A 24,726-nucleotide genomic window follows, 5' to 3' on the forward strand; every position below is an offset into this window, starting at 1 on the left:
CCCACAGAGGAACACACCATGGTCAGCGCCGTCTTCCACTTCCCGGCCGAATCCGCTGCCGCGCCGGCAGCCGCTTCCACACCGATCTCCGCGCAGGTCTCAGGGCCCGCTGCTCCAGCCGCGCCGGCCACCCAGGCCCGGGCACCCGCCGCCCCGCGCGACTGGGCAGCGCTCTCGCGAGCCTTCTGGCTGGCCGTGCTGCCGCCGCTGTGCGGCTTGGGTTTGCTGGTGGGCGTGTGGTCCCTGGTGGCCGCGGGCTCGGGCCAGAGCATTCCGGGGCCCCTGGCGACCTGGCACCAGGCGGTGGAGATTTTCAGCGACCCGTTCTACCGCAACGGCCCCAATGACCAGGGCGTGGGCTGGAATGTGCTGGCCTCGCTGCAGCGCGTGGCCGTGGGCTTCGGCCTGGCGGCCCTGGTCGGCATTCCGGCCGGCTTCGTGATCGGGCGCTTCAACTTCCTGTCGCGCATGTTCAACCCGCTGATCAGCCTGCTGCGCCCGGTGTCGCCGCTGGCCTGGCTGCCCATCGGCCTGCTGGTCTTCAAGGGCGCCAACCCGGCGGCCATCTGGACCATCTTCATCTGCTCGATCTGGCCCATGCTCATCAACACCGCCGTGGGCGTGCAGCGCGTGCCCCAGGACTACATGAACGTGGCGCGCGTGCTCAACCTCAGCGAATGGAAGATCGCCACCACCATCCTGTTCCCCGCCGTGCTGCCCTACATGCTGACCGGCGTGCGTCTGGCCGTGGGCACGGCCTGGCTGGTCATCGTCGCGGCCGAGATGCTCACCGGCGGCGTGGGCATCGGCTTCTGGGTCTGGGACGAGTGGAACAACCTCAACGTCAAGAACATCATCATCGCGATCTTCGTGATCGGCATCGTGGGCCTGCTGCTGGAGATGGCCCTGGTCAAGCTGGCAACGGCATTTACGTTCGAAGAGGTGAAGGCATGAATGCATCGTCCAAGTTCATCGAGGTCCAGGGCGTGGAGCAGAGCTTCAAGACCGCCAAGGGCCTGTTTCCAGCGCTGCGCAATATCGACCTGACCATTGCGCGGGGCGAATTCGTCTCGCTGATCGGCCACTCGGGCTGCGGCAAGTCCACCCTGCTGAACCTGATCGCGGGCCTGACCACGCCCACCACGGGCGTGCTGCTGTGCGCCAACAAGGAGATCAAGGGCCCCGGGCCCGAGCGCGCCGTGGTCTTCCAGAACCACTCTCTGCTGCCCTGGCTGACCTGCGAGGGCAACATCCACCTGGCCGTGGAGCGCGTCTATGGCCGCACGGAAAGCCGCGCCCAGCTCAAGGCACGCACCCTGGCCGCGCTGGAGCTGGTGGGCCTGGCCCATGCCGCGCACAAGCGGCCCGGCGAAATCTCGGGCGGCATGAAGCAGCGCGTGGGCATTGCGCGCGCGCTGTCGATGGAGCCGCAGGTGCTGCTGATGGACGAGCCCTTCGGCGCGCTAGATGCGCTCACGCGCGCCAAGCTCCAGGACGAGCTGCTGGAGATCGTGGCGCGCACGCAAAGCACCGTGGTCATGGTCACGCACGATGTGGACGAGGCCGTGCTGCTGTCAGACAAGATCGTGATGATGACCAACGGCCCGGCAGCCACCATCGGCGAGGTGCTGGAAGTCGGCATCGCCCGGCCGCGCAACCGCGTGGCGCTGGCCGAGGATGACCGCTACCGCGAGTGCCGCAAGGCGGTGATCGACTTCCTCTACACACGCCAGGGGCATGTGGAAAAGGCGGCCTGAACCTTCGCAGGTCCTGCCGCCTTCGAGACCCTGTCCATGGCGGGCAGGCCGAGCCCCGGCTCAGTGCCGGCCCGAGATGTAGTGCTCCAGCTGCTCGATGATGAACTTCTGCTCGGAGATGATGTCCTTGACCAGGTCTCCGATGGAGATCAGGCCCAGCAGCTTGCCGCCCTCGTCCACCACGGGCAGGTGGCGCAGCCGGTTCTCGGTCATCACCGCCATGCATTCCTGCGTGGTCTGGGTGGGGCCGACGAAGAGCACGTCGCGCGTCATCACGTCGCGCACCAGGGTGGCGCCCGAAGTGCGCCCCAGCAGCGCGATCTTGCGCGCGTAGTCGCGCTCGGTGACGATGCCTGCGATCTCGCTGCCCTCCATCACGAGCAGGGCGCCAATGCCCTTGTCGGCCATGAGCCGCAGCGCGTCGAGCACGGAATCGGTAGGCGCGATGCTGTACACCGCGCCGCTGGCCTTGGACTTGAGAATGTCTGCAACTGCTGTCATGGGTGCCTTTCAGTCGTTCGCCAATTCGGTTCTAGTGTCATCCGAACTGCGCCCAAAAAGCAACAGGGCCAGCGCGTGTATGCACACGCACCGGCCCTGCCCGTTACCCTGATCCCAACCTATCCGTTGGTCCTGCAATAGAGCCGCCTGCAGCTCATACGACTGGCGCTACCTAAGCGAGAGACGCCGAGCAAGAGCCGCCTCGCAGCGACGGCGTCGTCCCCCTCCCGCGAAGCGAGAGAGGGGGAAGCCGCGAAGCGGCTCAGGGGGTGTTGCATCATTTCAGCGGCGGCCGCCCAGCAGGCTGCCACCAATCTTCATCAGATCGCTGAGACCTACCTGGCCGTCGCCATCCTGATCGAGCAGGCTGCCCAGCAAACCACCACCCAGGCCGCCCTGCTGCTGCGCCTGCGCATGCTCGCGGCCCAGCACCTGGCCCAGGCCGCCGGCGTCCATGCCGCCTGCGCTCACGCGCTGTGCAAGAAAGGACATGACGATGGGGGCCAGCAGCTGCAGCAGCTGGGCCGCGCCGCCGCTGCCCAGGCCCGTGGCCTGGCCCAGTCCGTCCTGAGCGCGCTGCTGGTTGCCGCCCAGGATGTGGCCCAGGATGGCCGCGCCATCGAGCCCGCCACCTGCATTGCCGCCCGCACCTGCGCCGCCGCCCAGCAGCGAGCCCAGCAGGCCGCCGAGGTCCAGGCCACCGGCGCCGCCGCCGCTGGCCGCGCCATGGTCGCGCTGCAGAGCGCCGAAGAGATTGGCCGCGCCCTGCGGATCGGCCGCATTGCGGCCCAGCGAGGCCAGCAGCACGGGCAGGGCCGCGCCCACGGCGCTTTCGGTCTGGGCGGGGCTGGCGCCGATCTGGTCCGCCATCTGCTGCATGGGCGCGCCCTGCAGTTGGGCCATCAGTTCGGCGGCCAGGGAAGAGCTGGAGTTCATGGTCGTTCCTTCATCCGGTCGCCCGGTCAACACAAAGCCACATGGTATGCGCAAGCCTGCGCAGCGCACATGACGGTGCCACGTCCAAGTGTCAACGATGTTTTCCAGCGGCCGCAGGCCCCCGCAGGGGTCAGCTCGTGGTCAGCACCCTCTGCGGCTGCGCGCGCGCCTGCCGCATCTGTGGTGGGCTCTGCACCTGGCTGCGTGTCTGGCTGCGTGCCTGGCCGCCTGCCGGGCTCTGTGCCTGGGCCTTCATGGAGCGGCGCAGGGCCACGGCATCGCCCGCCGCGGCAGGCGAGCGGCCCGTGGCGTCCAGCCGGAACACCTGCACGGTTTCCGACACGGTCTGCGCCTGGGCCTGCAGGGCCATGGCGGATGCCGCGTTCTGCTCGACCAGGGCCGCATTCTGCTGCGTGATGCTGTCCAGATGCGCCACGGCCGCGTTGACCTGCGAGATGCCGCTGAGCTGCTCGCTGGAGGCGCTGTGGATCTCGCCGATCAGCAGGCTCACGCGCCGCACCAGATCCAGCGATTCGATCATGGTCTTCTGCGCCACCTCGGTCCTCTGGTTGCCGTCCAGCACCTTGGCGGCGGAGTCGTCGATGAGCTCGCGGATCTCCTTGGCCGCCGCCAGCGTGCGCTGCGAGAGGCTGCGCACCTCGGCCGCCACGACCGCAAAGCCCCGGCCCTGGTCGCCTGCGCGCGCGGCCTCCACCGCAGCGTTCAGCGCCAGGATATTGGTCTGGAAGGCGATGGAGTCGATGAGCTGCGTGATCTCGCCGATGCGCCCCGACGCGGCCTGGATCTGCTTCATGGTGGCGGCCACGCCATCGACGGCGCCGCTGCTGCGTTCGGCCACCTCGCTGGCCTGGGCGGCCAGGTCCGTGGCCTGGCGGGCCGAGTCGGCCGTGTGCTTGACGGTGCCCGTGATCTCCTCCATGGAGGCCGCCGTCTGCTGCAGGTTGCCCGCCTGGGTTTCGGTGCGCGCGGACAGGTCATGGTTGCCCTGCGCGATTTCCCGGCTGGAGATCTGCATCTTGTCGCTTTCCTCGCGCGCATCGCGCACGATGGACAGCAGGTTCACGTTGAGCTGGCTCAGCGCCTTCTGCAGATCGCCCACCACGTCCTTGCGCGTGATGCGTATGGTCTGCGTCAGGTCGCCGGCCGCCAGGCGGTTGGCCAGCAGCACCATCTGCGCCAGCGGCGCCACGGTCAGCCGGTAGGCCCAGGCCCCGGCCAGGCCCGTGAAGATGCAGACCGCCAGCCAGGCCAGCGCAGACCATGCGTCCAGCGTATGCCCACCGGCCAGCGCCGCGCCAAAGGCCGCCGCCACCACCATGAAGAAGATCAGCACCAGCTTGCCGGCCAGGCCCAGGCTCAATGCGTTGGCCAAGCGGCCGCGCAGGTTGTTGCGCAGCAGGTGGCCGGCACGCAGCACGTGGACCCGGCGCCCGGCGTCCTTTTCTGCGCGCATGGTGGCGTAGAGGCGCTCGGCCGCATCGGTCTGCTCGCGCGTGGCCTCGGTGCGCACCGACATGTAGCCCGAGGGCCGGTCGCCATCCATCAGCGGGGTGACATTGGCCATGACCCAGTAGAAGTCGCCGTTCTTGCGCCGGTTCTTCACGGGGGCGGACCAGGGCAGGCCCGCCGAGATGGTCTCCCACATGTCGCGGAAGGCTTCCTCGGGCATGTCGGGGTGGCGGATCATGTTGTGGGGCTGGCCCAGCAGGTCTTCGCGCTCGTAGCCGCTGACCTCGATGAACATCGGGTTGCAGTAGAGGATGCGGCCCTTCAGGTCCGTGGTGGAGACCAGGGTCTGGCCCTTGGGAAACGAGTACTCGCGCGTACTGACCGGCAGATTCACTCTCATAGGCATCCTCCCTTGAAGAAGAAAAATCCTGCGTGCCCCATCCGGTCCAGCGAGCCGCTGGCCGGAGTTCAAAGTTTTTACCCCGAACCGCCACATTTGAAACAAATAAAAACAAAATCTCCATTGGATTCAGACATCTGATAGGACCGTATCGATAGCACGCGCACCGCTTTGATGCATGCGGCGCACCAGCCTGGCACGGCCGCGCGGGCTCGCGTCCCCGGGGCGATCAGTCGCCACAGGGCAGCAGGCCTGGCACGCAGCTTGCTAATTCCCGGGCGTGGCCATGAAGGGCCGCAGGGCCAGGCGCAACGACGTGCCACGGCCCGGACAAAGGCGTCACCCCGCGCGCAGCCATCGGCCGCGCAGCGTGGGGACGCCTTTTTTGTTTTCCGAACCGCAACGGGGGCACGATGAAAAAATCCAGGCTGGTGATGGTGGGCAACGGCATGGCCGGCGTGCGCACGCTGGAGGAGCTGCTCAAGATCGCGCCCGACCTCTACGAGATCACGGTATTCGGGGCCGAGCCCCACCCCAACTACAACCGCATCATGCTGTCGCCCGTGCTGGCGGGCGAGCAGCAGCTGGACGAGATCATCCTCAACGACTGGTCCTGGTATGCGCAGCACGGCATTACCCTGCATGCGGGCTGCCGCGTGCACGCAGTCGACCGGGCGCGCCGCGTGGTGCACGCCGTGGACGCGGCCGGACAGCCGGTGAGCGCCGAGTACGACCGGCTGATCCTGGCCACGGGCTCGCGCCCCTTCATGCTGCCCGTGCCCGGGCGCGAGCTGGAAGGCGTGCTGGGCTACCGCGACATTGCCGACACCCAGGCCATGATCGCGGCGGCCGCCAGCCACCGCCATGCCGTGGTCATCGGCGGCGGCCTGCTGGGCCTGGAGGCCGCCAACGGACTCATGAAGCGCGGCATGGACGTTACCGTGGTGCATGCGGGCGAGCGCCTGCTGGACCGCCAGCTGGACGAGACCGCCGCCGCCTTGCTGCAGGCCTCGCTGGCCGAGCGCGGCATGCGCTTTCTGATGCAGGCCCAGACCCGGGCGCTGACGGGCGACGGCCAGGGCCGCGTGGCCTGCGTGCACCTGCAGGACGGGCGCGAGGCACCGGCCTCGCTGGTGGTCATGGCCGTGGGCATCCGGCCCGAGACCACGCTGGCCGAGCAGATGCACCTGCACGTGCAGCGCGGCATCGTGGTCAGCGACACGCTGCAGACCGTGACCGACCCGCGCATCTACGCCGTGGGCGAGTGCGCGGCGCACCGGGGCGTGGCCTACGGGCTGGTGGCGCCGCTGTTCGAGCAGGGCAAGGTGCTGGCCAACCACCTGGCGGAGATGGGCATCGGCCGCTATCCGGGCTCGCAGACCTCGGCCAAGCTCAAGGTCACGGGCATCCATCTATTCAGCGCGGGCGACTTCCGCGGCGACGAGGGCACGGAGGAAATCGTGCTCAGCGACCCCGGCGCGGGCGTATACCGCAAGCTTGTGCTGCGCGGTGACAGGCTGGTCGGCGCCTGCCTGTATGGCGACACCGAGGACGGTGGCTGGTACTTCCGCCTGTTGCGCGATGGCGTGGCAGTGCAGGAACTGCGCGACCGCCTCATGTTCGGCGAAAGTCAAGCCAGCCAAGCCAGCCAAGCCAGCAAGGCCAGCCAGGCCGACCCGGCCAGCGGCGCGTGACGGCGCCCGCCCCCGTGCCCTGCCCTTCCCTCATCCACCCCAGGCCCACCATGCAAGAAACCCGATCCACCTGCCCCTATTGCGGCGTAGGCTGCGGCGTCCTCATCGAAAGCGATGGTGCGCGCATCACGGGCGTGCGTGGCGATCCGGCGCACCCCGCCAACCACGGCCGCCTGTGCACCAAGGGCAGCACCCTGCACCTGACGGCCTCGCCCGCCCTGGCACAGCAGACGCGGCTGCTGCAGCCCGCGCTGCGTGCCACGCGCGGCGCGGCGCCCCAGGATGTGGGCTGGGATGCCGCACTGGACCTGGCCGCCGGCAGGCTGGCCTCCATCGTGCAGGAGCACGGCCCCGACGCCGTGGGCCTGTATGTGAGCGGCCAGTTGCTGACCGAGGACTACTACGTCTTCAACAAGCTGGCCAAGGGCCTGATCGGCACCAACAACATCGACACCAATTCGCGCCTGTGCATGAGCAGCGCCGTGGCCGGCTACAAGCTCACGCTGGGCGCCGACGCGCCACCGGCCTGCTACGAGGATGTGGACCATGCGGACTGCCTTTTCATCGCGGGCAGCAACGCGGCCTGGGCGCATCCCGTGCTCACGCGGCGCATCGAGCAGGCGCGTGCCGCGCGGCCGCAGATGAAGATCATCGTGGCCGACCCGCGCCGCACCGACACGGCCGGCATGGCCGACCTCTTCCTGCCGCTGCGCCCCGGCAGCGACACCCTGCTGTTCCACGGCATGCTGCACATCATGGAACTGGAAGGCTGGCTGGACCAGGCCTACATCGCACGCCACACCAGCGGCTTTGCCGACCTGCAGGCCCTGGTGCGGGAGGCCACGCCCGAGCGCGTGGGCGAGCTCTGCGGCCTGCCCCGGCACGATCTGTTCCAGGCCGCGCAATGGTTTGCGCTGGGCGGGGATGCACGCGACGGCGCCGCCCGTGGCGCCACGCTGAGCCTGTACTGCCAGGGCCTGAACCAGAGCAGCAACGGCACGGCCAAGAACGCCGCGCTGATCGGCCTGCACCTGGCCACGGGCCAGATCGGGCGCGCGGGCGCGGGGCCGTTCTCGCTCACGGGCCAGCCCAATGCCATGGGCGGGCGCGAGGTGGGCGGGCTGGCCAATCTGCTGTCGGCCCACCGCGACCTGGCCAACCCGGCCCACCGCGCCGAAGTGGCCGCACTGTGGGGCGTGGATGCCGTGCCGCCCCGCCCCGGCAAGACCGCCGTGGAGATGTTCGAGGCCGCCGCCGAGGGCGAGATCCGCGCGCTGTGGATAGCCTGCACCAACCCTGCGCAAAGCATGCCCGACCAGGCCCTGGTGCGGCGCGCGCTGCAGCGGGCCGAATTCGTCATCGTGCAGGAGGCATTTGCGACCACCGCCACCTGCGCCTACGCCGACCTGCTGCTGCCCGCCACCACCTGGGGCGAGAAGATCGGCACGGTGACCAACAGCGAAAGGCGCATCTCGCGCGTGCGCCCCGCCGTGGCCGCACCCGGCGCCGCGCGCCATGACTGGCGCATTGCCGTGGACTGCGCGCGGCGCATGGAGGCACGGCTGCGCCCGGGCCGGCCCAGCCTCTTCCCCTACGACACCGAAGACGCCGCTGCCGGCGCCCAGGCCATCTGGAACGAGCACCGCGAGAGCACGCGCGGGCGTGACCTGGACATCACCGGCCTGTCCTGGGATCTGCTGGACGCGCAAGGCCCCCAGCAATGGCCGCTGCCCGAAGGCGCAGCCCAGGGCCGCGCACGGCTCTACGAAGACGGCCGCTTTCCCACGCCCGATGGCCGCGCACGCTTTGCCCTGCTGCCCTGGCAGCCGCTGGCCGAGCCGCCCGATGCGCACTATCCCTTCAGCCTGACCACGGGCCGGCTGCGCGACCAGTGGCACGGCATGAGCCGCACGGGCCAGCTGGGCCGTTTGTTCGGCCATGCGGCCGAGCCCTGCCTGCAAATGCACCCGCGGGACATGGCCGAGCGCGGCCTGCGCGCGGGCGACCTGGTGCAGATGAGCAGCCGGCGCGGCGCCCTGCTGGTGCCGGTGCAGCCCGATGACACGCTGACGCCCTCCCAGCTCTTCATGGCCATGCACTGGGGCGGCGAGTACCTGGGCGGCACTTCAATGGGCGGCATCAACGTCCTGACCACACCGGCCTTGTGCCCCGGCTCCAAGCAGCCCGAACTCAAGCACACGGCCGTGAAGCTGCAAAAGGCCGAACTGCCCTGGACCCTGCTGGCCATGGCCTGGCTGCCCGAGGACCGGGTGCTGGCCGTGCGCGAGCAGTTGTCCGCCCTCATGCCGCACTTCGGCTTTGCCAGCTGCGTGCCCTTCGGCAATGCCGTCCCGCTGCAGGACGCCGCCCGGGCCCGGCACGGCGTGCTGCTGCGCGCCGCCGCGCATGAGGCGCCGGGCGAGGCCGTCCTCGCACGGATCGAATCCCTGCTGGGCCTGGATGCCGCCGACACCCTGCGCTACAGCGACCGCCGCCGCCAGCACAGCCGCGCGCTGCGGCTGGACCGCCACAGCCTGTCCACCACGGTCGAGGCCCTGCTGCTGGCGGGCGACACGCGCGCGGGCAGCTGGCTGTCCACCCTGCTGCAGGACCAGGTGCCGGCACAGGACTATGGCCGCCTGCTGCTCATGCCCTCGGGCTCGGCGCCGCTGGCCGTCCAGCCGCGTGCGCGCCAGGTCTGTACCTGCTTCGATGTGGACGAGACCGCCATCGCAGGCGCGCTTGCGCGCTGCGAGGGCAGCGACGACGCGCGCCTGGCCGCGCTGCAGGGCCAGTTGCGCTGCGGCACCAATTGCGGCTCCTGCCTGCCCGAGCTCAAGCGTCTGGTGCGCCACATACCCCTGGCGAAGAGCCAGGAGACCGCATGAAAGAGGCGATTGAACAACGGGTTTGCATATATAGCGAAAAGTAATGAAACCTGCGGGAAAATATGCCCCCACAGGATTCCACCCACGATTGCAACGCCATGGGCATCAGCCAATACATCAAGGAAATAGGCCGCGGCGCACGCGGAGCCAAGGCGCTGGAGCGCCCGCAGGCGGCCGACCTGTTCGGCCAGGTGCTGGACGGCGGCGTCAGCGACCTGGAGATCGGGGCCTTTTGCATCGCCATGCGCATCAAGGGCGAGACCGTCGAGGAGATGAGCGGCTTCCTGGACGCCGTGCATGCGCGCGTCGCCCGTTTTCCCGCCTCGGCCAATGGCCGCCCCGTGATCGTGCTGCCCAGCTACAACGGCGCGCGCCGCCTGCCCGTGCTCACGCCCCTGCTGGCCCTGCTGCTGGCGCGCGAAGGCCTGCCCGTGCTGCTGCACGGCATGCGCACCGAGGCGCGCCGCATCCTGGCCAGCGATGTGCTGCAGGCCCTGGGCATTGCGCCGCTGCCATCTCCCCAGGCCCTGGCCGGCGGCCAGGTGGCCCATATCCATACCGAACATCTGCACCCGGCCCTGGCGCGCCTGCTGTCCGTGCGCGAGGTCATCGGCCTGCGCAACCCGGGCCACAGCGTGGTCAAGCTGCTGGCGCCCTGCGACGGCCCCTGCCTGCTGGTGACGGCCTACACCCATCCCGAGTACCTGCCCATGCTGCACGGCACCTTCGGGACACTGGGCATGAATGTCCTGCTCTCGCGCGGGCTGGAAGGCGAGGTCGCGGCCGACCCGCGCCGGCTGCCGCGCTACGACGGCTTTGTGGCAGGCGCCCACCAGCTGCTGGCCGAGCAGCAAAGCGGCACCGCCTCCGACGTGCCGGGCCTGCCCGCCGAGATCGACGTGGACACCACGGCGCGCTACACCGAAGACGTGCTCGCGGGCCGGCTGCCCGTGCCGCCCGCGCTCATACGCCAGGTGGAACACATCGTCCACCTTGCCGATCAGATTCGCTGAATACCCCAGAAAAAACGGAGCCCCGCCATGACGACCCCGTCCCACACCCCCGCGAACACCGCCCGGCGCGGCACCTGCACCCTGGTCGGCGCCGGCCCCGGCGACCCGGAGCTGCTGACCATCAAGGCCCTCAAGGCCATACAGGCTGCCACTGTGCTGCTGGTCGATGACCTGGTCAGCGACGCCATCGTGGCCCATGCCGCGCCCACGGCGCGCATCGTCTACGTGGGCAAGCGCGGCGGCTGCAAGAGTACGCCTCAGGCCTTCATCGAAAAGCTCATGTTGAGCGCCGTGCAGGAGGGCGAGACCGTGGTGCGCCTGAAGGGCGGCGACCCCTTCATCTTCGGGCGCGGCGGCGAAGAGGTGGAGCACCTGCGCGAAGCGGGCGTCGAGGTCCAGGTCATCAACGGCATCACCGCTGGCCTGGCCGGGCTCACCAGCCTGGGCGCCCCGCTCACGCACCGCGACCGGGCGCACGGCGTGGTCTTCATCACGGGCCACGCCAAGCCCGGCGACAGCGGCACTGACTGGCGCCAGCTGGCCGCCACCGCGCGCGATGCGCGGCTCACCCTGGTGATCTACATGGGCGTGAGCAGCGTGGAGCACATCCGCGCCGAGCTGCTCAATGGCCTGCCCGCAGCCACGCCCGTGGCCGTGATCCAGCACGCCAGCCTGCCACAGCAGCGCCACGCGCTGACCACGCTGGGCGCGCTGGTGGAGTGCATTGCCGACACGGGCCTGGGCAGCCCCAGCGTCATCGTCGTTGGCGATGTGGTCCATGGCGTACGGGCAATGGCCGAACCTCAGACGCAGCTTACCGCTGCGGTTGCAGCCGCCTGAGTGCGAGATTGCTGCAATCAAAAATCTATCGATTCATAAAAGTCATTAGTTTTCATTAAAAATCCCCTGTTGGCTGCCGAAACGGCGTTTAGACCGTTTTGGCAGACCGTCAGCTCCGCCAGGCGGCGGTAGCGCCATCGGGGGATTCCATGAAAACACCAGGCCTTACTTTCACTTCCACAGCTGCGCAGATACGGCTGTCCGCATGGCGGCGCACGTGGTCGCCGCTGCTGGCCGGCTGCGCGCTTGGCATGGCCCTGCTCATGCCCGGCCTGGCTGCAGGCGCCGAAATGGTGCTGGCCACGCGCGTCACGGCCGGTGCAAAACCCTGGCTCACGCCCGCGCACCGCCAGTGGCTGCAGGCGCGCGGGCCGCTGACCGTGGGCATTTCCCTGCCCGACCATCCTCCCCTGGAAATGATCGATGGCGAGCGCTTCCAGGGCATCACGGCCGACCACCTGGGCCTGCTGTTTCCCGCGCCGGTGCGCTTCAAGACCTATGGATCGCGCGTGGCCGTGCTCGATGCGCTGCGGCGCGGCGAGATCGACCTGGCCTGCGAGGGCACCGAGCTGGAGGCCGAACGCGCCGACCTGGCCCTGAGCGTGCCCTACCTGCCCAGCCAGCCCGTGCTGGTGTCGCTCTCGCATGCGCCCTTCGACGCGGAGCGCCGGGGCGCGCGGCTGGCCATGACGTCCGACCAGCTGTTGCGCTCCCAGGTTGCGGCCGCCTATCCTCTCAGCGAGCTGCTGACCTATGAAACACCCCGCCGCGCGCTGGAGGCGCTGAGCCTGGGCGAGATCGACGGCTTCGTCGGCGACACGGTCACGGTGCACTACCTGATCCAGGCCAACTACCTGCTCAACCTGCGCGTGCAGGGCTTTGCCCCCATAGAAAGCCGGGGCTTCGGCATGCTGGTGCGGCATGACGATACGCAGTTGAAGGCCTATCTGGACCAGGCCCTGCCCGCCATCACCTTGCAGCATGGCGACGACATTCTGCACAGCTGGAGCGGCAGCCGCCGTCCGCTGCTGGGAAGCGACCGCGTGGCCCTGACACCCTCGGAAAAGCAGTGGCTGGATGCCCATCCCCGCATTCCCGTGGTGCTCAACAGCTCGCTGGGATCGCTGGGAAAGCTGAATGCCGACCGCCAGGCCGAGGGCATAGGACCCGACTACCTGGACCTGATCAGCCACCGCTCCGGCCTGCAGTTCGACTACGTGACCGCACGCAACTACACCGAACTCGAGGCCATTCTGGGCTCGGGCAAGGCCCTGCTCACCCCCGTCTACACCTCGCCGCCGATTGCATCGCCCGATATCAAGCTGCTGCCGCCCTACCTGCGCAGCGCGGTGGTGGTGCTGGCCCGGCCCGAGGCGAATGCGGGCACACAGCGCGACAAGGGCATACACCACCTGCAGGGACTGGAGGGCAAGCGCGTGGCCATGGTGGCTGGCTTCTTCCTGGAAGACACGGTGCGCCGCGAGCATCCGCGCATACGGCTGCAGCTGTATCCCGACCTGGCCCAGGCCCTGGCCAGCGTGGCGGCCGATGACAGCGATGCCTTCGTCGGCAACGACTACGCAGCGCGCTATGCCAACGCCCAGCAATTGGGCAACCAGTTGCAGCTCACCGGCATCCTGGAGGACTACACCCGCCCCGTGAGCCTGGCCGTGCATGCCGCCGAGCCCGAGCTTCTGAGCATTCTGGAGAAGGCCCAGCTGTCCATCTCACCCGAAGAAATGGCCGAAATCGTGCGCCTGTGGGCGCCGCGCGATAGCGGCAGCGGCACGCGCTTTTGGCGCGAGCACCGCCAGCGCCTGCTGCTGCTGCTGGCAGCGCTGGCGCTGGCCACGGCCACCTCCCTGGTCTGGGGCTTTTACCTGAGCCGCCAGATGCGCAGGACGCGCCGTGCCGAGCGGCGCGCCGAGGCCGCCAACCGGGCCAAAAGCCTGTTCCTGTCCACCACCAGCCACGAGATACGCACGCCGCTGAGCGCCATCATCGGCCTGCTGGAGCTGGCGCAGGACCGCGAAAAACTCGGCCTGCCCCACCGCGATACGCTGGCCGCGGCCCACAAGGCCTCCCAGGGCATGCTGCTGCTGCTGGGCAATGTGCTGGACCTGCACCGCATCGAGTCGGGCCACATCGACTCCACGCCCCAGCCCGTGGCGCTGCGGCCGCTGATCGAAGACATGGCCCCGCTGCTGCAGGGCCTGGCGCACGGCAAGCGGCTGTCGCTGCGCACCCAGGTTGGCAAGGGCGTGGACCACAGCGTGACGGCCGACCCGCTGCACCTCAAACAGGTGCTGTTCAACCTGCTGAGCAATGCCATCAAATTCACCGAACGCGGCAGCGTCACCCTGAGCGCGCAAGGCACCCGCCGCCATGACCGCCTGCTGCTGCAGATGGAGGTGGAGGACACCGGCATCGGCATTGCCCCGCAGGACCAGGCCCGGCTGTTCAAGCCCTTTTCGCAGGTGCCGGGAGCCCATCAGGACCAGGCCTTCGGCAGCGGCCTGGGCCTGAGCATCACGCGCCGCCTGCTGGAGCACATGGGTGGGACCATCACCCTGGAGAGCGTGCCGGGCCGGGGCTCACGCTTCACGGTCAGGTTGAGCCTGCCCCTGGTGGAGCCGGACGACAGGCCGTCGGCCGAAGAAGTATTGCCCCGGCTCATGCCCGCGCCCCTGGAGCTGCGTGCAAAGGCCGATACAGGCACCGGGCCCCAGCCCGAAGTCCCGGCCGAGCCGGAACTCAGAATCCTGGCCGTGGAAGACTATATGTTCAATCGCGAGCTGCTCAAGAGCCAGCTCACCGCGCTGGGCCAGGGCATCTCGCTGGCCGGCGATGGACAGGAGGCCTGGGCGCGTTGCCTGGTCGAGTCCTTTGACCTCATCATCACCGACGGCCGCATGCCGATCATGGACGGCTTCGAGTTCATCCGGCGCCTGCGTCGGCGGGAAGCCGAAAACCAGCTGCGCCGCTGCCGCGTGATTGCGCTGACCGCCAGTCCCGAGGCCTCCGAGGCCCTGCGCTATCTGCAGGCCGGTGCCGACGAGGTGCTGTCCAAGCCGGCCTCCATGGAAGACCTCAGGCGCGTCATCGAGCAGGTGCGGGACGAGTTGCAGGGCAGCGCACCCGGCACCTGGCATCGGCCACCCGCCGAACCCTCCACGCTCAGCCCGGCTTGACCGAGCTGCTGGCCGTCACGCGGCTTTGCTCGAAGCGCTGGGCCAGCTCGCGGCGCAGGTCCTTGCGGATCAGCGCGGCCTGCCAGCGGCGCTTTTCCTCGTCGGTGGCCGGCACCAGCGTGGGCACGGGCGCAGGCTGCTTGTTCTCGTCCACCGCCACCATGGTGAAAAAGCAGCTGTTGACATGGCGCACCACCTGGGTGCGGATGTCCTCGGCCACCACCTTGATGCCGATCTCCATCGACGACTTGCCCGTGTGGTTGACGCTGGCCAGGAAGGTCACCAGCTCGCCCACGTGGATGGGCTGCAGGAACATCACCTGGTCCACGCTCAGCGTGACCACATAGCGGCCCGCGTAGCGGCTGGCGCAGGCATAGGCCACCTGGTCGAGCTGCTTGAGAACGGCGCCGCCATGGACGTTGCCCGAAAAGTTCGCCATGTCGGGCGACATGAGCACGGTCATGCTCAGCTGGTGCGATGGGAAATTCATCGCTGGATTTTAGGAAAAAGCGCCATTGCGCGAGAATGGGCGCCCTTTTGCCCCCCGAGTGACGTTTTTGTGACCTCTTCCCTCTCTTTCGACGCCATCGTCATCGGCGCTGGCGCGGCCGGTCTGTTCTGTGCGGCCCAGGCCGGACAGCGTGGCCTGTCGGTGCTGCTCCTGGACCACGCGGAGAAGGTGGCCGAGAAGATCCGCATCTCGGGCGGCGGCCGTTGCAACTTCACCAACCGCGACCTGGACGTGCGTGCGCCGCACAAGCACTTCGTGGGCGGCAACCCGCAGTTCTGCCGCTCGGCCCTGTCGCGCTACACGCCGGCCGACTTCATCGCGCTGATGGACAGGCACGGCATTGCCCACCATGAAAAGCACAAGGGCCAGCTGTTCGCCGACCGCTCGGCCGAGGACATCATCGCCATGCTGCTGGCCGAATGCCAGGCCGGCGGCGTGCAGCGCTGGCAGCCCTGCAAGGTCGATTCCGTCGCGCATGCGGATGGCCAGTACCGCCTGCAGACCAGCCGTGGCGCCGTGCAGGCGCCCAGCCTGGTCATCGCCACGGGCGGGCTGTCCATTCCCAAGATCGGCGCCACCGACTTCGGCTACCGCCTGGCCCAGCAGTTCGACCTGCCCCTGGTCGAGCGCACGCCGGGCCTGGTGCCGCTGACCTTCGATGGCGACGCCTGGGCCCCCTATGCCCAGCTCGCGGGCCTGGCCCTGCCCGTGGAGATCAGCACCGGCAGCAAGAAAGAGCGCATGGCCTTCATGGAAGACCTGCTGTTCACGCACCGCGGCCTGTCCGGCCCCGCCGTGCTGCAGATCTCGAGCTACTGGAAGCCCGGCACGCCCCTGTGCATCAACCTCGCCCCCGAGGTGGACCTGCAGGACGAATTGCTCAAGGCCAAGTCGCGCTCGCGCAAGCTCATCGCCAACGAACTGGCGCAGTGGCTGCCCTCGCGCCTGGCCGATGCCTGGGTGCAGCAGGACGCGGCCTGGCAGCGCCCCATTGCCGAAGCCTCGGACAAGGCCCTGAACCAGCTGGCCGAGCGCCTGTCGCGCTGGGAGATCGTGCCCACCGGCACCGAAGGCTACAAGAAGGCCGAAGTGACGCTGGGCGGCGTGGACACGCGTGCGCTTTCGCAACAGACCATGGAATGCAAGACCCAGCCCGGCCTGTACTGCATCGGCGAAGTGGTGGACATCACCGGCTGGCTGGGCGGATACAACTTCCAATGGGCCTGGGCCAGCGGGTATGCCTGCGCGCAGGCCTTGCCTTGTGCGTGATTTGTCAGATCGCTTTCGTCTCGCGTATAATCGCCCGCTTTGCTGGCAATTGCCCCGTCGGCCAATACTAGTTAACTATTGACGGGGACCAACCGCTGAACATGGCTCTCAGGCCCGATCTTCCCGAGAACCCGCTGTCAGCACAGATATCTGGAAATCTAGCTAATGACCACCATCCGCGTAAAAGAAAACGAGCCCTATGAAGTTGCCCTGCGCCGCTTCAAGCGCACCATCGAAAAGCTCGGCCTGCTGACCGACCTGCGCGCTCGCGAGTTCTACGAGAAGCCCACATCCGAACGCAAGCGCAAGAAGGCTGCCGCCGTCAAGCGTCACTACAAGCGCGTTCGCAGCATGCAGTTGCCCAAGAAGCTGTACTGATCAGCCCTTGACCAGCCGGCTCTCGTCAGCCGCAAAACCCGCGCTCGGGACGCCAGGCGCGGGTTTTTTGTTTTTGTTTTTGTTTTTTGGTTTTTGTTTTCCGACGCCACTACCTCAGGAGAAATGCCATGAGCCTCAAGGCCCAGATCACCGAAGACATGAAGACCGCCATGCGCGCCAAGGACAGCGAACGCCTGGGCACCATCCGCCTGCTGTTGGCCGCGATGAAGCAAAAGGAAGTCGATGAGCGCGTCGAGCTCGACGACGCCGCCGTCATCGCCATCGTGGACAAGCTGATCAAGCAGCGCAAGGACAGCATTGCCGCCTTCGAGGGCGCGGGCCGCCAGGACCTGGCCGACAAGGAAAAGGCCGAAATGGCCGTGCTGACCGCCTACCTGCCCGCACGCATGTCGGCCGAGGAAGTGGCCACCGCCGTGAAGGCCATCGTGGCCGAGCTGGGCGCCTCCGGCCCCGGCGACATGGGCAAGGTCATGGGCGCGGTCAAGGCGCAACTGGCTGGCAAGGCCGACATGGGCCAGGTGTCCGCTGCCGTCAAGGCCGCCCTGGCAGGTTGAGCCTGCTGCGGCAGCAGCGCCCTTTTCAGGACGCTGCTGCCGCCCATTCCTGCTGAAAGTGCTCCTGCAGGAATTCGACACAGACACGCACCTTGGCCGACAGCTGCAGCCGCGTCGGATAGACCGCCCAGACATTGGCCTCCTGCCGCCATTCGGGCAGCAGCTGCACCAGGCGCCCGGCCTGCAGATGGGCGCCCACATCCCATAGCGAGCGCAGCGCAATGCCGCGCCCGTCCACGGCCCACTGCACAACCATCTCCCCGTTGTTGGCCGACAGCGGCCCCGTGACCTTCACCGATTGCTCGGCGGCGCCCGCGCGCAGCCGCCACACGCCAAAGGCCTGGTCGCGCTCCTTGATGGCCAGGCAGTCGTGGGCCGACAGCTCGGCCGGCGTGCGCGGCGTGCCACGGCGCGCCAGGTAGGCAGGCGCCGCGCACAGCACGCGGTGGTTGTCGGCCAGCCGCCGCGCAATCAGGTGGGGCGCGATCTCGTCGCCCACGCGCACATCCAGATCGAAGCCCTCCCCCGCCACATCCACCAGCCGGTCGAACACATCCAGCCGCACCTGCAGCCCCGGATGGCGCTCCACCAGCCGGGACAGCGCCGGCGCGATCACATGCCGCCCGAAGCCGAAGCTGCTACTCACGCGCAGCAGGCCGCGCGGCTCGCTGCGCGTAATGGCCACCTCCTGCATCAGCTGGTCCATGTCGTCAAGGATGCGCTGCGCCCAGTGGAATACGCGCTCGCCCTCCTCGGTCACGGCCACGCGGCGCGTGGTGCGGTGCAGCAGCTTCACGCCCAACTCCTGCTCCAGCAGGCGGATGCGCTTGCTCACATAGGCGGGCGATGCACCCAATTCCTCGGCCGCAGCGGCAAAGCCGGACTTGCGGGCCACCACGGTGAAGACACGCAGGTCTTCGGGAGCCGGTTGTTTATTCACGATCTGTAAACAATGGAACCACAGTTGGTCGATTGTATTTAGCCCTGGCGCAGCCAACAATGCCATGCATGCGGCTAGGCTTTCAGCGGCGCCGCTTCATATCCATCCATTCGATCCAAGGACAGACACCATGCAAGACACATTCAAGATCGCCGTCATCGCCGGTGACGGCATTGGCAAGGAAGTCATGCCCGAAGGCCTGCGCACGCTGGAGGCCGCCGCCAGCCGCTTTGCGATCAAGCTCGAATTCCACCATTTCGACTGGGCCCACTGCGACTACTACCTGGCCCACGGAAAAATGATGCCCGACGACTGGAAGGCGCAGCTCTGCGGCATGGACGCCATCTTCTTCGGCGCCGTGGGCTGGCCCGCCACCGTGCCCGACCATGTCTCGCTGTGGGGCTCGCTGCTCAAGTTCCGCCGCGAGTTCGACCAGTACATCAACCTGCGCCCCGTGCGCCTGTTCGAGGGCGTGCCCTGCCCGCTGGCCGGCCGCAAGCCCGGCGACATCGACTACTACGTGGTGCGCGAGAACACCGAAGGCGAATACACCTCGCTGGGCGGCATCATGTACGAGGGCACGGACCGCGAGATCGTGATCCAGGAATCGGTCTACTCGCGCAAGGGTGCCGAGCGCCTGCTCAAGTACGCCTTCGACCTGGCCCAAAGCCGCGAGCGCAAGCACGTCACCCTGGCCACCAAGAGCAACGGCATCGCCATCAGCATGCCCTGGTGGGACCAGCGCGCCGAGGACGTGGCCAAGGCCTACCCGGACGTCACGCTGGACAAGCAGCACATCGACATCCTGACCGCGCGCTTCGTGCTGCAGCCGGGCCGCTTCGACGTGGTGGCCGCCACCAACCTGTTCGGCGACATCCTCAGCGACCTGGGACCGGCTACCACGGGCACCATCGGCCTGGCCCCCTCGGCCAACCTCAACCCCGACCGCAGCTTCCCCAGCCTGTTCGAGCCCGTGCACGGCTCGGCCCCCGACATCTATGGCAAGAACATCGCCAACCCCATCGCCATGGTCTGGTCGGCAGCGCTGATGCTGGACTTCCTGACCCACGGCCAGGGCGCAGGCCGCGCGGCGCACGACGCCATCGTCTCGGCCATCGAGGAAGTCATCAAGAACGGCCCCCGCACGCCCGACCTGGGCGGCACGGCCAGCACCACCGAAGTGGGCCAGGCCATCGCGGCGCAGATCGCGGGCAAGTAGGCCTCAGGGCTGCTGCGTCTGCCGGGGCCGGCGCACGGCCCTGATGCGGCCGCTTTCTCCGCCGCCGCAGAAGAAGCGGTCGCCGCCGTCGGATTCCAGCCCCGACACGCCGGTGCCGGCCGGCATCTCCAGCCGCTGCAGCACGGCACCGCTGTCCGGGTCCAGGCGCCGCAGATCGCTCTGGCCCTCTTCCCAGGTGCCGTGCCACAACTGGCCGTCCACCCAGGTGACGCCGGTGACGAAGCGGTTGGACTCCAGGGTGCGCAGCACCGCCCCGGTGTCGGGATCGATCTGATGGATCTTGCGGCCGTGGTACTGGCCCACCCACAGCGAGCCTTCGGCCCAGGCCATTCCCGAATCGCCGGCATCACCACCGCCCCCGGGTGCAGGAATGGTGGCCAGCACGTGGCCGGTGGACAGGTCGATCTTCTGGATACGGTCATTGGCGATCTGGAACAGATGCCGGCCATCGAAGGCCGTGCCGGCATCGCCCGGCACAGGGATGCTGCGCACGATCCGGCCGCTGTCGGGGTCCAGCGCCTGCAATTGGGTGCCGGTGGCGAACCAGACCTGGCTGCCGTCGTAGGACACCCCGTGCACGCAATCGATGCCGGGAAAGGGACCGTACTCGCGGATGATTTCTGCAGCTTCTGTCTTCATGCGGAACTCCTGGTTGCGTTGGTCGGCCCATGCTAGCCAGCCGGCAGCACAGCGGGGAGTAACAAAGTCGTCGTGAATCCCGGCGCAGGCCGGGCCACCCAGCGGCGGGCGCGCCCCCGGCCCACGGGCTGCGCCAGCGCGTCGCGCTCCAGCGCCTCCAGGGTCCTCTGGACGCTGCGCTGGCTCGCGCCCAGTGCCAGGGCCAGCGCCGAACTGGCCCAGGCCTCGCCATCGGAGAGCAGCGCCAGCACCGGCCCGCACAGCGTCCCTTGCACTGCTTCCAAGGGCCGTGCCAGCACGGCCACCCGGGCCTGCCGGGGCGCCAGCACAAATCCCAGGGGCGTGGCGTGAACTTCGGCCAGCGGCCGCAGCAGGCGGCGCAGGCGGCCGATTTCGACACGCAGACGCGCACGGTACGAGTCATCGGCCTGCCGGGCGCGGAATACCTGCGCCACCAGCGCCTCGCGTGAGACATCGCCGGGCCAGGCCTCGCCCAGCGCGCGCGCCAGCGCAAACAGCACCGGGCGCCCCGCAAGCGAGACCGCCACCGCTCCGGCGCGCACCGCATGGCGGCAGGCATCCACCACCAGCGCGCCCGAGGCCAGCAGGGTCCCGGCCTCATCCAGCGACAGCAGCTTCTGAGCCTGCGGTCCGGCCGGCTCCCGCTCCAGCAGTACTGCAGCAGGCGCGTGCAGGGCCTGGGCGGCCTGCCCCACCTCGGCGGCCAGTGCTGCAATGCCGGCGGCGCCGGCCGCCTGCGCGGCATCGGCCAGCGCACTGTGCGCCGCACGGATGTCCAATCGGCGCATGGCGATACCCGCCAGGGCCAGGGCATGGAACGCCTGCAAGGCGGCAGGCAGCAGCGCGGGCCGCAGTCCGCCCAGCAGACCCTCGGCCTCGCCCAGGCGGCCCAGCAGCAGGCAACGGCGTATTTCCAGATAGCCTGCATGCGCGGCGTTCACAGCATCGCCATGCGCCTGCAGCACCGCCCGCGCCGCAACCAACCTGCGGGCCGGCCATGCCAGCTCGCGCAGGGCCAGTGCAATCTCGGCCTCGGCCACTACGCAGCGGGCGCGGGCCACGGCCTCATGGGCGCCGAAGGCGCGCGCAGCGCTGCGCAGCAAGGCCCGGGCCCGCACCAGATCGCCCAGCTGCGCCATGGCGATGCCACGCAGTGCCAGCGCGGGCGCATCGTCGCGCAGCGCCACCCGGTTCAGCGCGCCAAGGGGGTCGCCAACCGCGAGCGCACGGGCCGCCGCCGTGATCAGAGAATCCATGCCCATCCCATCCATCGTGTGCGGCACGGCTGTGCCTGCAATTCATCCCGGGCCAACGCATGGTCACGGCCCGGTCATCGGTGGGCGCTAGGCTGGGTCGCCAAGCCCCCTGCCAAACGCTCTGCCACACCCACTCCCCCGCCATGATGCTCCGCCGCCATCTTCTGCTGTCCGCCGCTGGCGGCTCGCTGCTGCCCTCCATCCTCCAGGCCCAGGTGGCCCCCGCCGCCATCACGCGCGACGCGGCGCGGCCGCTGCTGCCCTCGGGCCTGCAAAGCGGCGATGTGCTGGCTGACCGCGCCATCGTCTGGGCGCGCGCCAGCCGCGATGCGCGCATGTGGATCGAATGGTCCACCACCTCCGGCTTTGCCAACCCCACGCGCGTGCGCGGGCCTGATCTGCTGATGGACAGCAGCGACGGCACGGGCCGCATCGACCTGCAGGGCCTGCCTGCGGGCCAGGACATCTTCTACCGCGTGGTGCTGGAGGACTTTGCCAGCGCCAATGTGCGCTCGCCCGCCGTGCAGGGACACTTTCGCACGCCGCTGGCGGCGGGCATGCCCGCCACGCGGCCGCTGCGCCTGGTGTGGAGCGGCGACACGGCGGGCCAGGGCTTCGGCATCAACGAGGCCTTTGGCGGCATGCGCATCTACGAGGCCATGCGCAGGACCGACCCCGACGTGTTCCTGCACAGCGGCGACACCATCTATGCCGACGGCCCCATTGCCGCGCAGATGAAGCTGCGCGACGGCACGCTGTGGAAGAACCTGGTCACGCCCGAGGTCGCCAAGGTGGCCGAGACGCTGGACGAATTCCGGGGCCGCCACCGCTACAACCTCATGGACGCCAACGTGCGCGCGCTGGGCAGCGAGGTCGCCCAGATCTGGCAGTGGGACGACCACGAGGTCACCAACAACTACTCGGACAGCAAGAGCGTGGCCAACGACGCGCGCTACACCGAAAAAAACGTGCAGCTGCTGGCGGCGCGCGGCCAGCGCGCCTTCATGGAATACGCGCCCATGCGTCCCTTCGGCGCGGCCATGCACCAGCGCCTGTACCGCCGCCTGCCCCAGGGCCCGCTGGCCGACATCTTCGTGATCGACATGCGCAGCCACCGCGGCCCCAACAGCCACAACCTGCAGGCGGCCGAAGGCCCGGACACCGACATGCTGGGGCGCCCGCAGGTGCAGTGGCTGCTGGACGGCCTCAAGCGCAGCCGCGCCACCTGGAAGCTGATCGCCAGCGACATGCCCATCAGCCTCTTCGTGCCCGATGGCAAGGATGCCGAGGGCCGCGCCCAGTGGGAGGCCGTGGCCAATGGCGAGCATGGCGCACCCCGGGGCCGCGAGCTGGAGATGGCGCGCCTGCTCAAGGGCATCAAGGATGCGGGCATCCACAACGTGGTCTGGCTCACGGCCGACGTGCACTACACGGCCGCCCACCATTTCAGCCCCGAGCGCGCCAGCTTCCAGGACTTCGACCCGTTCTGGGAATTCGTCTCCGGTCCGCTGAATGCGGGCGGCTTCGGACCCAACGAGATGGACAGGACCTTTGGCGGCGAAGTCGTTTTCCAGAAAAGCGCGGGCCACGCCAACTCCGCGCCCAGCGAAGGCTTCCAGTTCTTCGGCCAGCTCGACATAGACCCCCGCAGCCAGGCGCTGACCGTGGTGCTCAAGGACCTGGACGGCAAGGCGCTGTACACGAAGACGCTGGAGCCGCAGCGCAGCTGAGCCTGCCGCCTGGAGATCACGGCATTGCCCCCGCCGCAGGCCCCTGGCCGGCGAACAGGGCAAGATGGCCGGCTGCGGCATTCGGGCCGCTCAGACACAGCACGGAATCTCCATGAAGCACTACGACTACATCGTCATCGGCGGCGGCAGCGGCGGCATTGCATCGGCCAACCGCGCCGCCATGCACGGGCGCCACTGCGCGCTGATCGAAGCCGGCGAGATCGGCGGCACCTGCGTCAACGTGGGCTGCGTGCCCAAGAAGGTCATGTGGCATGCGGCCCAGATCGGCGAGGCCATGCACCGCTACGGCCCCGACTACGGCTGGGATGCCACCGTCAACCGCCTGGACTGGCAGCGCCTGCTGGACAGCCGCAGCGCCTACATCGACCGCATCCATGCCTCGTATGAAAGCGGCCTGGCGCGCAACAAGGTCGAGCTGATCCAGGGCTTCGGCCGCTTCGTGGATGCGCGCACCGTGGAGGTGGGCGGCCAGCGGCTCAGTGCCGATCACATCCTCATCGCCACGGGCACGCGGCCGGCACGGCCCGACATTCCGGGCGCCGAGCTGGGCATTGACTCCGACGGCTTCTTCGCCCTCAAGGCCCTGCCTGCGCGCACGGCCGTGGTGGGTGCCGGCTATATCGCCGTGGAGATTGCCGGCGTGCTGCACGCGCTGGGATCGCAGGCCCATCTGTTCCTGCGCCAGAACTCGGCACTGCGCGGGTTCGATCCGCTGCTGAGCCAGACCCTGATGGAGATCATGGAGGCCGAAGGCCCCGCCGTGCACCGCCAGGCCACCCCGAAGGCCGTGGTCCGCAACGCAGACGGCAGCCTGGACCTGCAACTGCAGGACGGCAGCAGCCACACCGTGGACTGCGTGGTCTGGGCCGTGGGCCGCCGACCCGACACCTCGGGCCTGAACCTGGAGGCCGCAGGCGTGGCGCTGCAGGACAGCGGCCACATCGCGGTGGACAAGTTCCAGGACACCAATGTGCCCGGCATCCACGCCGTGGGCGACATCACGGGCCGCATCGAACTCACGCCCGTGGCCGTGGCCGCCGGCCGGCGCCTGTCCGAGCGCCTGTTCAACGGCAAGACCGGCGAGCACCTGGACTACGACAACGTGCCCACCGTGGTCTTCAGCCACCCGCCCATCGGCACCGTGGGCCTGACCGAGCCGCAGGCACGCGAGCGTTTTGGCGACGATCAGGTCAAGGTCTACCAATCGGCCTTCACCGCCATGTACACGGCGGTCACGCGCCACCGCCAGCCCGCGCGCATGAAGCTGGTCTGCGTGGGCCCAGAGGAACGCATCGTGGGCATACACGGCATCGGCCTGGGGATGGACGAGATGCTGCAGGGCTTTGCCGTGGCCCTGAAGATGGGTGCCACCAAGCGCGACTTCGACGACACCGTGGCCATCCACCCCACGGCGGCCGAGGAGTTCGTGACCATGCGCTGAACAGGCGCACAGCCT

20 protein-coding genes are annotated in these 24,726 nt (G+C 68.7%); 13 read left to right on the plus strand and 7 right to left on the minus strand.

The genetic code is table 11. From position 1 onward, the window contains the following. Positions 1-18 precede the first annotated feature (18 nt). Positions 19-954: a nitrate ABC transporter permease gene (ntrB, locus tag DELCS14_RS21180; RefSeq protein ID WP_013803471.1), complete on the plus strand. Its 936-nt coding sequence runs from the start codon at positions 19-21 to the stop codon at positions 952-954. Next, positions 951-1,757, plus strand: coding sequence for an ABC transporter ATP-binding protein (locus DELCS14_RS21185; RefSeq protein WP_013803472.1), 807 nt, complete (start codon positions 951-953; stop codon positions 1,755-1,757). The genes ntrB and DELCS14_RS21185 overlap by 4 nt, the downstream gene beginning before the upstream one ends. A gap of 60 nt (positions 1,758-1,817) precedes the next feature. Here DELCS14_RS21185 and DELCS14_RS21190 read toward each other — a convergent pair whose 3' ends face one another. From DELCS14_RS21190 to DELCS14_RS21200, 3 genes are all read right to left on the minus strand, one after another. After that, positions 1,818-2,258: a CBS domain-containing protein gene (locus DELCS14_RS21190; RefSeq protein ID WP_012204294.1), complete on the minus strand. Its 441-nt coding sequence runs from the start codon at positions 2,256-2,258 to the stop codon at positions 1,818-1,820. Positions 2,259-2,540: 282 nt separating this feature from the next. After that, a complete protein-coding gene (locus DELCS14_RS21195; RefSeq protein ID WP_012204293.1) occupies positions 2,541-3,194 on the minus strand; it encodes a DUF937 domain-containing protein in 654 nt (217 codons plus the stop codon). Between the two features lie 130 nt (positions 3,195-3,324). Then, positions 3,325-5,064: a PAS domain-containing methyl-accepting chemotaxis protein gene (locus DELCS14_RS21200; protein ID WP_013803473.1), complete on the minus strand. Its 1,740-nt coding sequence runs from the start codon at positions 5,062-5,064 to the stop codon at positions 3,325-3,327. Positions 5,065-5,477: 413 nt separating this feature from the next. Here DELCS14_RS21200 and DELCS14_RS21205 point away from each other — a divergent pair, with 413 nt between their 5' ends. The 5 genes from DELCS14_RS21205 (at position 5,478) to DELCS14_RS21225 (ending at position 14,690) form a co-directional block, all read left to right on the plus strand. Continuing rightward, positions 5,478-6,758, plus strand: coding sequence for an FAD-dependent oxidoreductase (locus DELCS14_RS21205; protein ID WP_013803474.1), 1,281 nt, complete (start codon positions 5,478-5,480; stop codon positions 6,756-6,758). Between the two features lie 50 nt (positions 6,759-6,808). Continuing rightward, positions 6,809-9,646 carry a nitrate reductase gene (locus DELCS14_RS21210; protein ID WP_013803475.1) on the plus strand — a complete coding sequence of 946 codons (2,838 nt, stop codon included), beginning with the start codon at positions 6,809-6,811 and terminating at the stop codon, positions 9,644-9,646. Positions 9,647-9,744: 98 nt separating this feature from the next. Continuing rightward, the gene (gene ybiB / locus DELCS14_RS21215) at positions 9,745-10,659 is read left to right on the plus strand and encodes a DNA-binding protein YbiB (protein WP_013803476.1); all 915 of its coding nucleotides are present in this window, start codon (positions 9,745-9,747) and stop codon (positions 10,657-10,659) included. Between the two features lie 27 nt (positions 10,660-10,686). Beyond that, positions 10,687-11,499 (plus strand): uroporphyrinogen-III C-methyltransferase, encoded by an 813-nt coding sequence (cobA, locus tag DELCS14_RS21220; protein ID WP_013803477.1) that lies wholly within the window; start codon positions 10,687-10,689, stop codon positions 11,497-11,499. Between the two features lie 149 nt (positions 11,500-11,648). After that, positions 11,649-14,690, plus strand: coding sequence for a transporter substrate-binding domain-containing protein (locus DELCS14_RS21225; RefSeq protein ID WP_013803478.1), 3,042 nt, complete (start codon positions 11,649-11,651; stop codon positions 14,688-14,690). Here the strand turns inward: DELCS14_RS21225 and DELCS14_RS21230 are convergent. Beyond that, positions 14,677-15,180 carry an acyl-CoA thioesterase gene (locus DELCS14_RS21230; protein WP_013803479.1) on the minus strand — a complete coding sequence of 168 codons (504 nt, stop codon included), beginning with the start codon at positions 15,178-15,180 and terminating at the stop codon, positions 14,677-14,679. The two genes, DELCS14_RS21225 and DELCS14_RS21230, sit on opposite strands and share 14 nt — an antisense overlap. A 69-nt stretch (positions 15,181-15,249) precedes the next feature. Between DELCS14_RS21230 and DELCS14_RS21235 the strand changes: the two genes are divergently transcribed. The 3 genes from DELCS14_RS21235 (at position 15,250) to DELCS14_RS21245 (ending at position 17,423) form a co-directional block, all read left to right on the plus strand. Next, positions 15,250-16,470: an NAD(P)/FAD-dependent oxidoreductase gene (locus tag DELCS14_RS21235; protein WP_013803480.1), complete on the plus strand. Its 1,221-nt coding sequence runs from the start codon at positions 15,250-15,252 to the stop codon at positions 16,468-16,470. Between the two features lie 165 nt (positions 16,471-16,635). Further along, positions 16,636-16,848: a 30S ribosomal protein S21 gene (rpsU, locus tag DELCS14_RS21240; RefSeq protein ID WP_012204283.1), complete on the plus strand. Its 213-nt coding sequence runs from the start codon at positions 16,636-16,638 to the stop codon at positions 16,846-16,848. A 128-nt stretch (positions 16,849-16,976) separates the two neighbouring features. Next, positions 16,977-17,423 (plus strand): GatB/YqeY domain-containing protein, encoded by a 447-nt coding sequence (locus DELCS14_RS21245; RefSeq protein WP_012204282.1) that lies wholly within the window; start codon positions 16,977-16,979, stop codon positions 17,421-17,423. Positions 17,424-17,448: 25 nt separating this feature from the next. Here DELCS14_RS21245 and DELCS14_RS21250 read toward each other — a convergent pair whose 3' ends face one another. After that, complete coding sequence (locus DELCS14_RS21250) at positions 17,449-18,363, minus strand: LysR substrate-binding domain-containing protein (RefSeq protein ID WP_170962064.1); 915 nt, start codon at positions 18,361-18,363, stop codon at positions 17,449-17,451. Between the two features lie 130 nt (positions 18,364-18,493). Between DELCS14_RS21250 and DELCS14_RS21255 the strand changes: the two genes are divergently transcribed. Beyond that, on the plus strand, positions 18,494-19,582 hold the full coding sequence (locus DELCS14_RS21255) for a tartrate dehydrogenase (RefSeq protein WP_013803482.1): 1,089 nt from the start codon (positions 18,494-18,496) through the stop codon (positions 19,580-19,582). A gap of 3 nt (positions 19,583-19,585) precedes the next feature. On the opposite strand, the gene DELCS14_RS21260 is transcribed toward DELCS14_RS21255, so the two are convergent. Together DELCS14_RS21260 and DELCS14_RS21265 are read right to left on the minus strand one after the other, a co-directional pair. Further along, on the minus strand, positions 19,586-20,242 hold the full coding sequence (locus DELCS14_RS21260; protein ID WP_013803483.1) for a glutaminyl-peptide cyclotransferase: 657 nt from the start codon (positions 20,240-20,242) through the stop codon (positions 19,586-19,588). Between the two features lie 32 nt (positions 20,243-20,274). Continuing rightward, positions 20,275-21,519, minus strand: coding sequence for a hypothetical protein (locus tag DELCS14_RS21265; RefSeq protein WP_013803484.1), 1,245 nt, complete (start codon positions 21,517-21,519; stop codon positions 20,275-20,277). Between the two features lie 143 nt (positions 21,520-21,662). On the opposite strand from DELCS14_RS21265, the gene DELCS14_RS21270 reads away from it, so the two are divergent. Next, entirely contained in the window at positions 21,663-23,249 is a 1,587-nt protein-coding gene (locus DELCS14_RS21270; RefSeq protein WP_013803485.1) for an alkaline phosphatase D family protein, read from the plus strand. A gap of 112 nt (positions 23,250-23,361) precedes the next feature. Then, positions 23,362-24,711 carry a glutathione-disulfide reductase gene (gorA, locus tag DELCS14_RS21275; RefSeq protein WP_013803486.1) on the plus strand — a complete coding sequence of 450 codons (1,350 nt, stop codon included), beginning with the start codon at positions 23,362-23,364 and terminating at the stop codon, positions 24,709-24,711. Positions 24,712-24,726: the final 15 nt, after the last annotated feature.

The sequence above is a fragment of the Delftia sp. Cs1-4 genome, assembly GCF_000214395.1.
Taxonomy (GTDB): domain Bacteria; phylum Pseudomonadota; class Gammaproteobacteria; order Burkholderiales; family Burkholderiaceae_C; genus Comamonas; species Comamonas acidovorans.

What these genes read in the sequence shown, in the direction of transcription:
- ntrB (WP_013803471.1), top strand. Translation starts at nt 19, where the DNA reads ATGGTCAGCGCCGTCTTCCACTTCCCGGCCGAATCCGCTGCCGCGCCG.
- DELCS14_RS21185 (WP_013803472.1), top strand. Translation starts at nt 951, where the DNA reads ATGAATGCATCGTCCAAGTTCATCGAGGTCCAGGGCGTGGAGCAGAGC.
- DELCS14_RS21190 (WP_012204294.1), bottom strand. Translation starts at nt 2,258, where the DNA reads ATGACAGCAGTTGCAGACATTCTCAAGTCCAAGGCCAGCGGCGCGGTG.
- DELCS14_RS21195 (WP_012204293.1), bottom strand. Translation starts at nt 3,194, where the DNA reads ATGAACTCCAGCTCTTCCCTGGCCGCCGAACTGATGGCCCAACTGCAG.
- DELCS14_RS21200 (WP_013803473.1), bottom strand. Translation starts at nt 5,064, where the DNA reads ATGAGAGTGAATCTGCCGGTCAGTACGCGCGAGTACTCGTTTCCCAAG.
- DELCS14_RS21205 (WP_013803474.1), top strand. Translation starts at nt 5,478, where the DNA reads ATGAAAAAATCCAGGCTGGTGATGGTGGGCAACGGCATGGCCGGCGTG.
- DELCS14_RS21210 (WP_013803475.1), top strand. Translation starts at nt 6,809, where the DNA reads ATGCAAGAAACCCGATCCACCTGCCCCTATTGCGGCGTAGGCTGCGGC.
- ybiB (WP_013803476.1), top strand. Translation starts at nt 9,745, where the DNA reads ATGGGCATCAGCCAATACATCAAGGAAATAGGCCGCGGCGCACGCGGA.
- cobA (WP_013803477.1), top strand. Translation starts at nt 10,687, where the DNA reads ATGACGACCCCGTCCCACACCCCCGCGAACACCGCCCGGCGCGGCACC.
- DELCS14_RS21225 (WP_013803478.1), top strand. Translation starts at nt 11,649, where the DNA reads ATGAAAACACCAGGCCTTACTTTCACTTCCACAGCTGCGCAGATACGG.
- DELCS14_RS21230 (WP_013803479.1), bottom strand. Translation starts at nt 15,180, where the DNA reads ATGAATTTCCCATCGCACCAGCTGAGCATGACCGTGCTCATGTCGCCC.
- rpsU (WP_012204283.1), top strand. Translation starts at nt 16,636, where the DNA reads ATGACCACCATCCGCGTAAAAGAAAACGAGCCCTATGAAGTTGCCCTG.
- DELCS14_RS21245 (WP_012204282.1), top strand. Translation starts at nt 16,977, where the DNA reads ATGAGCCTCAAGGCCCAGATCACCGAAGACATGAAGACCGCCATGCGC.
- DELCS14_RS21255 (WP_013803482.1), top strand. Translation starts at nt 18,494, where the DNA reads ATGCAAGACACATTCAAGATCGCCGTCATCGCCGGTGACGGCATTGGC.
- DELCS14_RS21260 (WP_013803483.1), bottom strand. Translation starts at nt 20,242, where the DNA reads ATGAAGACAGAAGCTGCAGAAATCATCCGCGAGTACGGTCCCTTTCCC.
- DELCS14_RS21265 (WP_013803484.1), bottom strand. Translation starts at nt 21,519, where the DNA reads ATGGATTCTCTGATCACGGCGGCGGCCCGTGCGCTCGCGGTTGGCGAC.
- DELCS14_RS21270 (WP_013803485.1), top strand. Translation starts at nt 21,663, where the DNA reads ATGATGCTCCGCCGCCATCTTCTGCTGTCCGCCGCTGGCGGCTCGCTG.
- gorA (WP_013803486.1), top strand. Translation starts at nt 23,362, where the DNA reads ATGAAGCACTACGACTACATCGTCATCGGCGGCGGCAGCGGCGGCATT.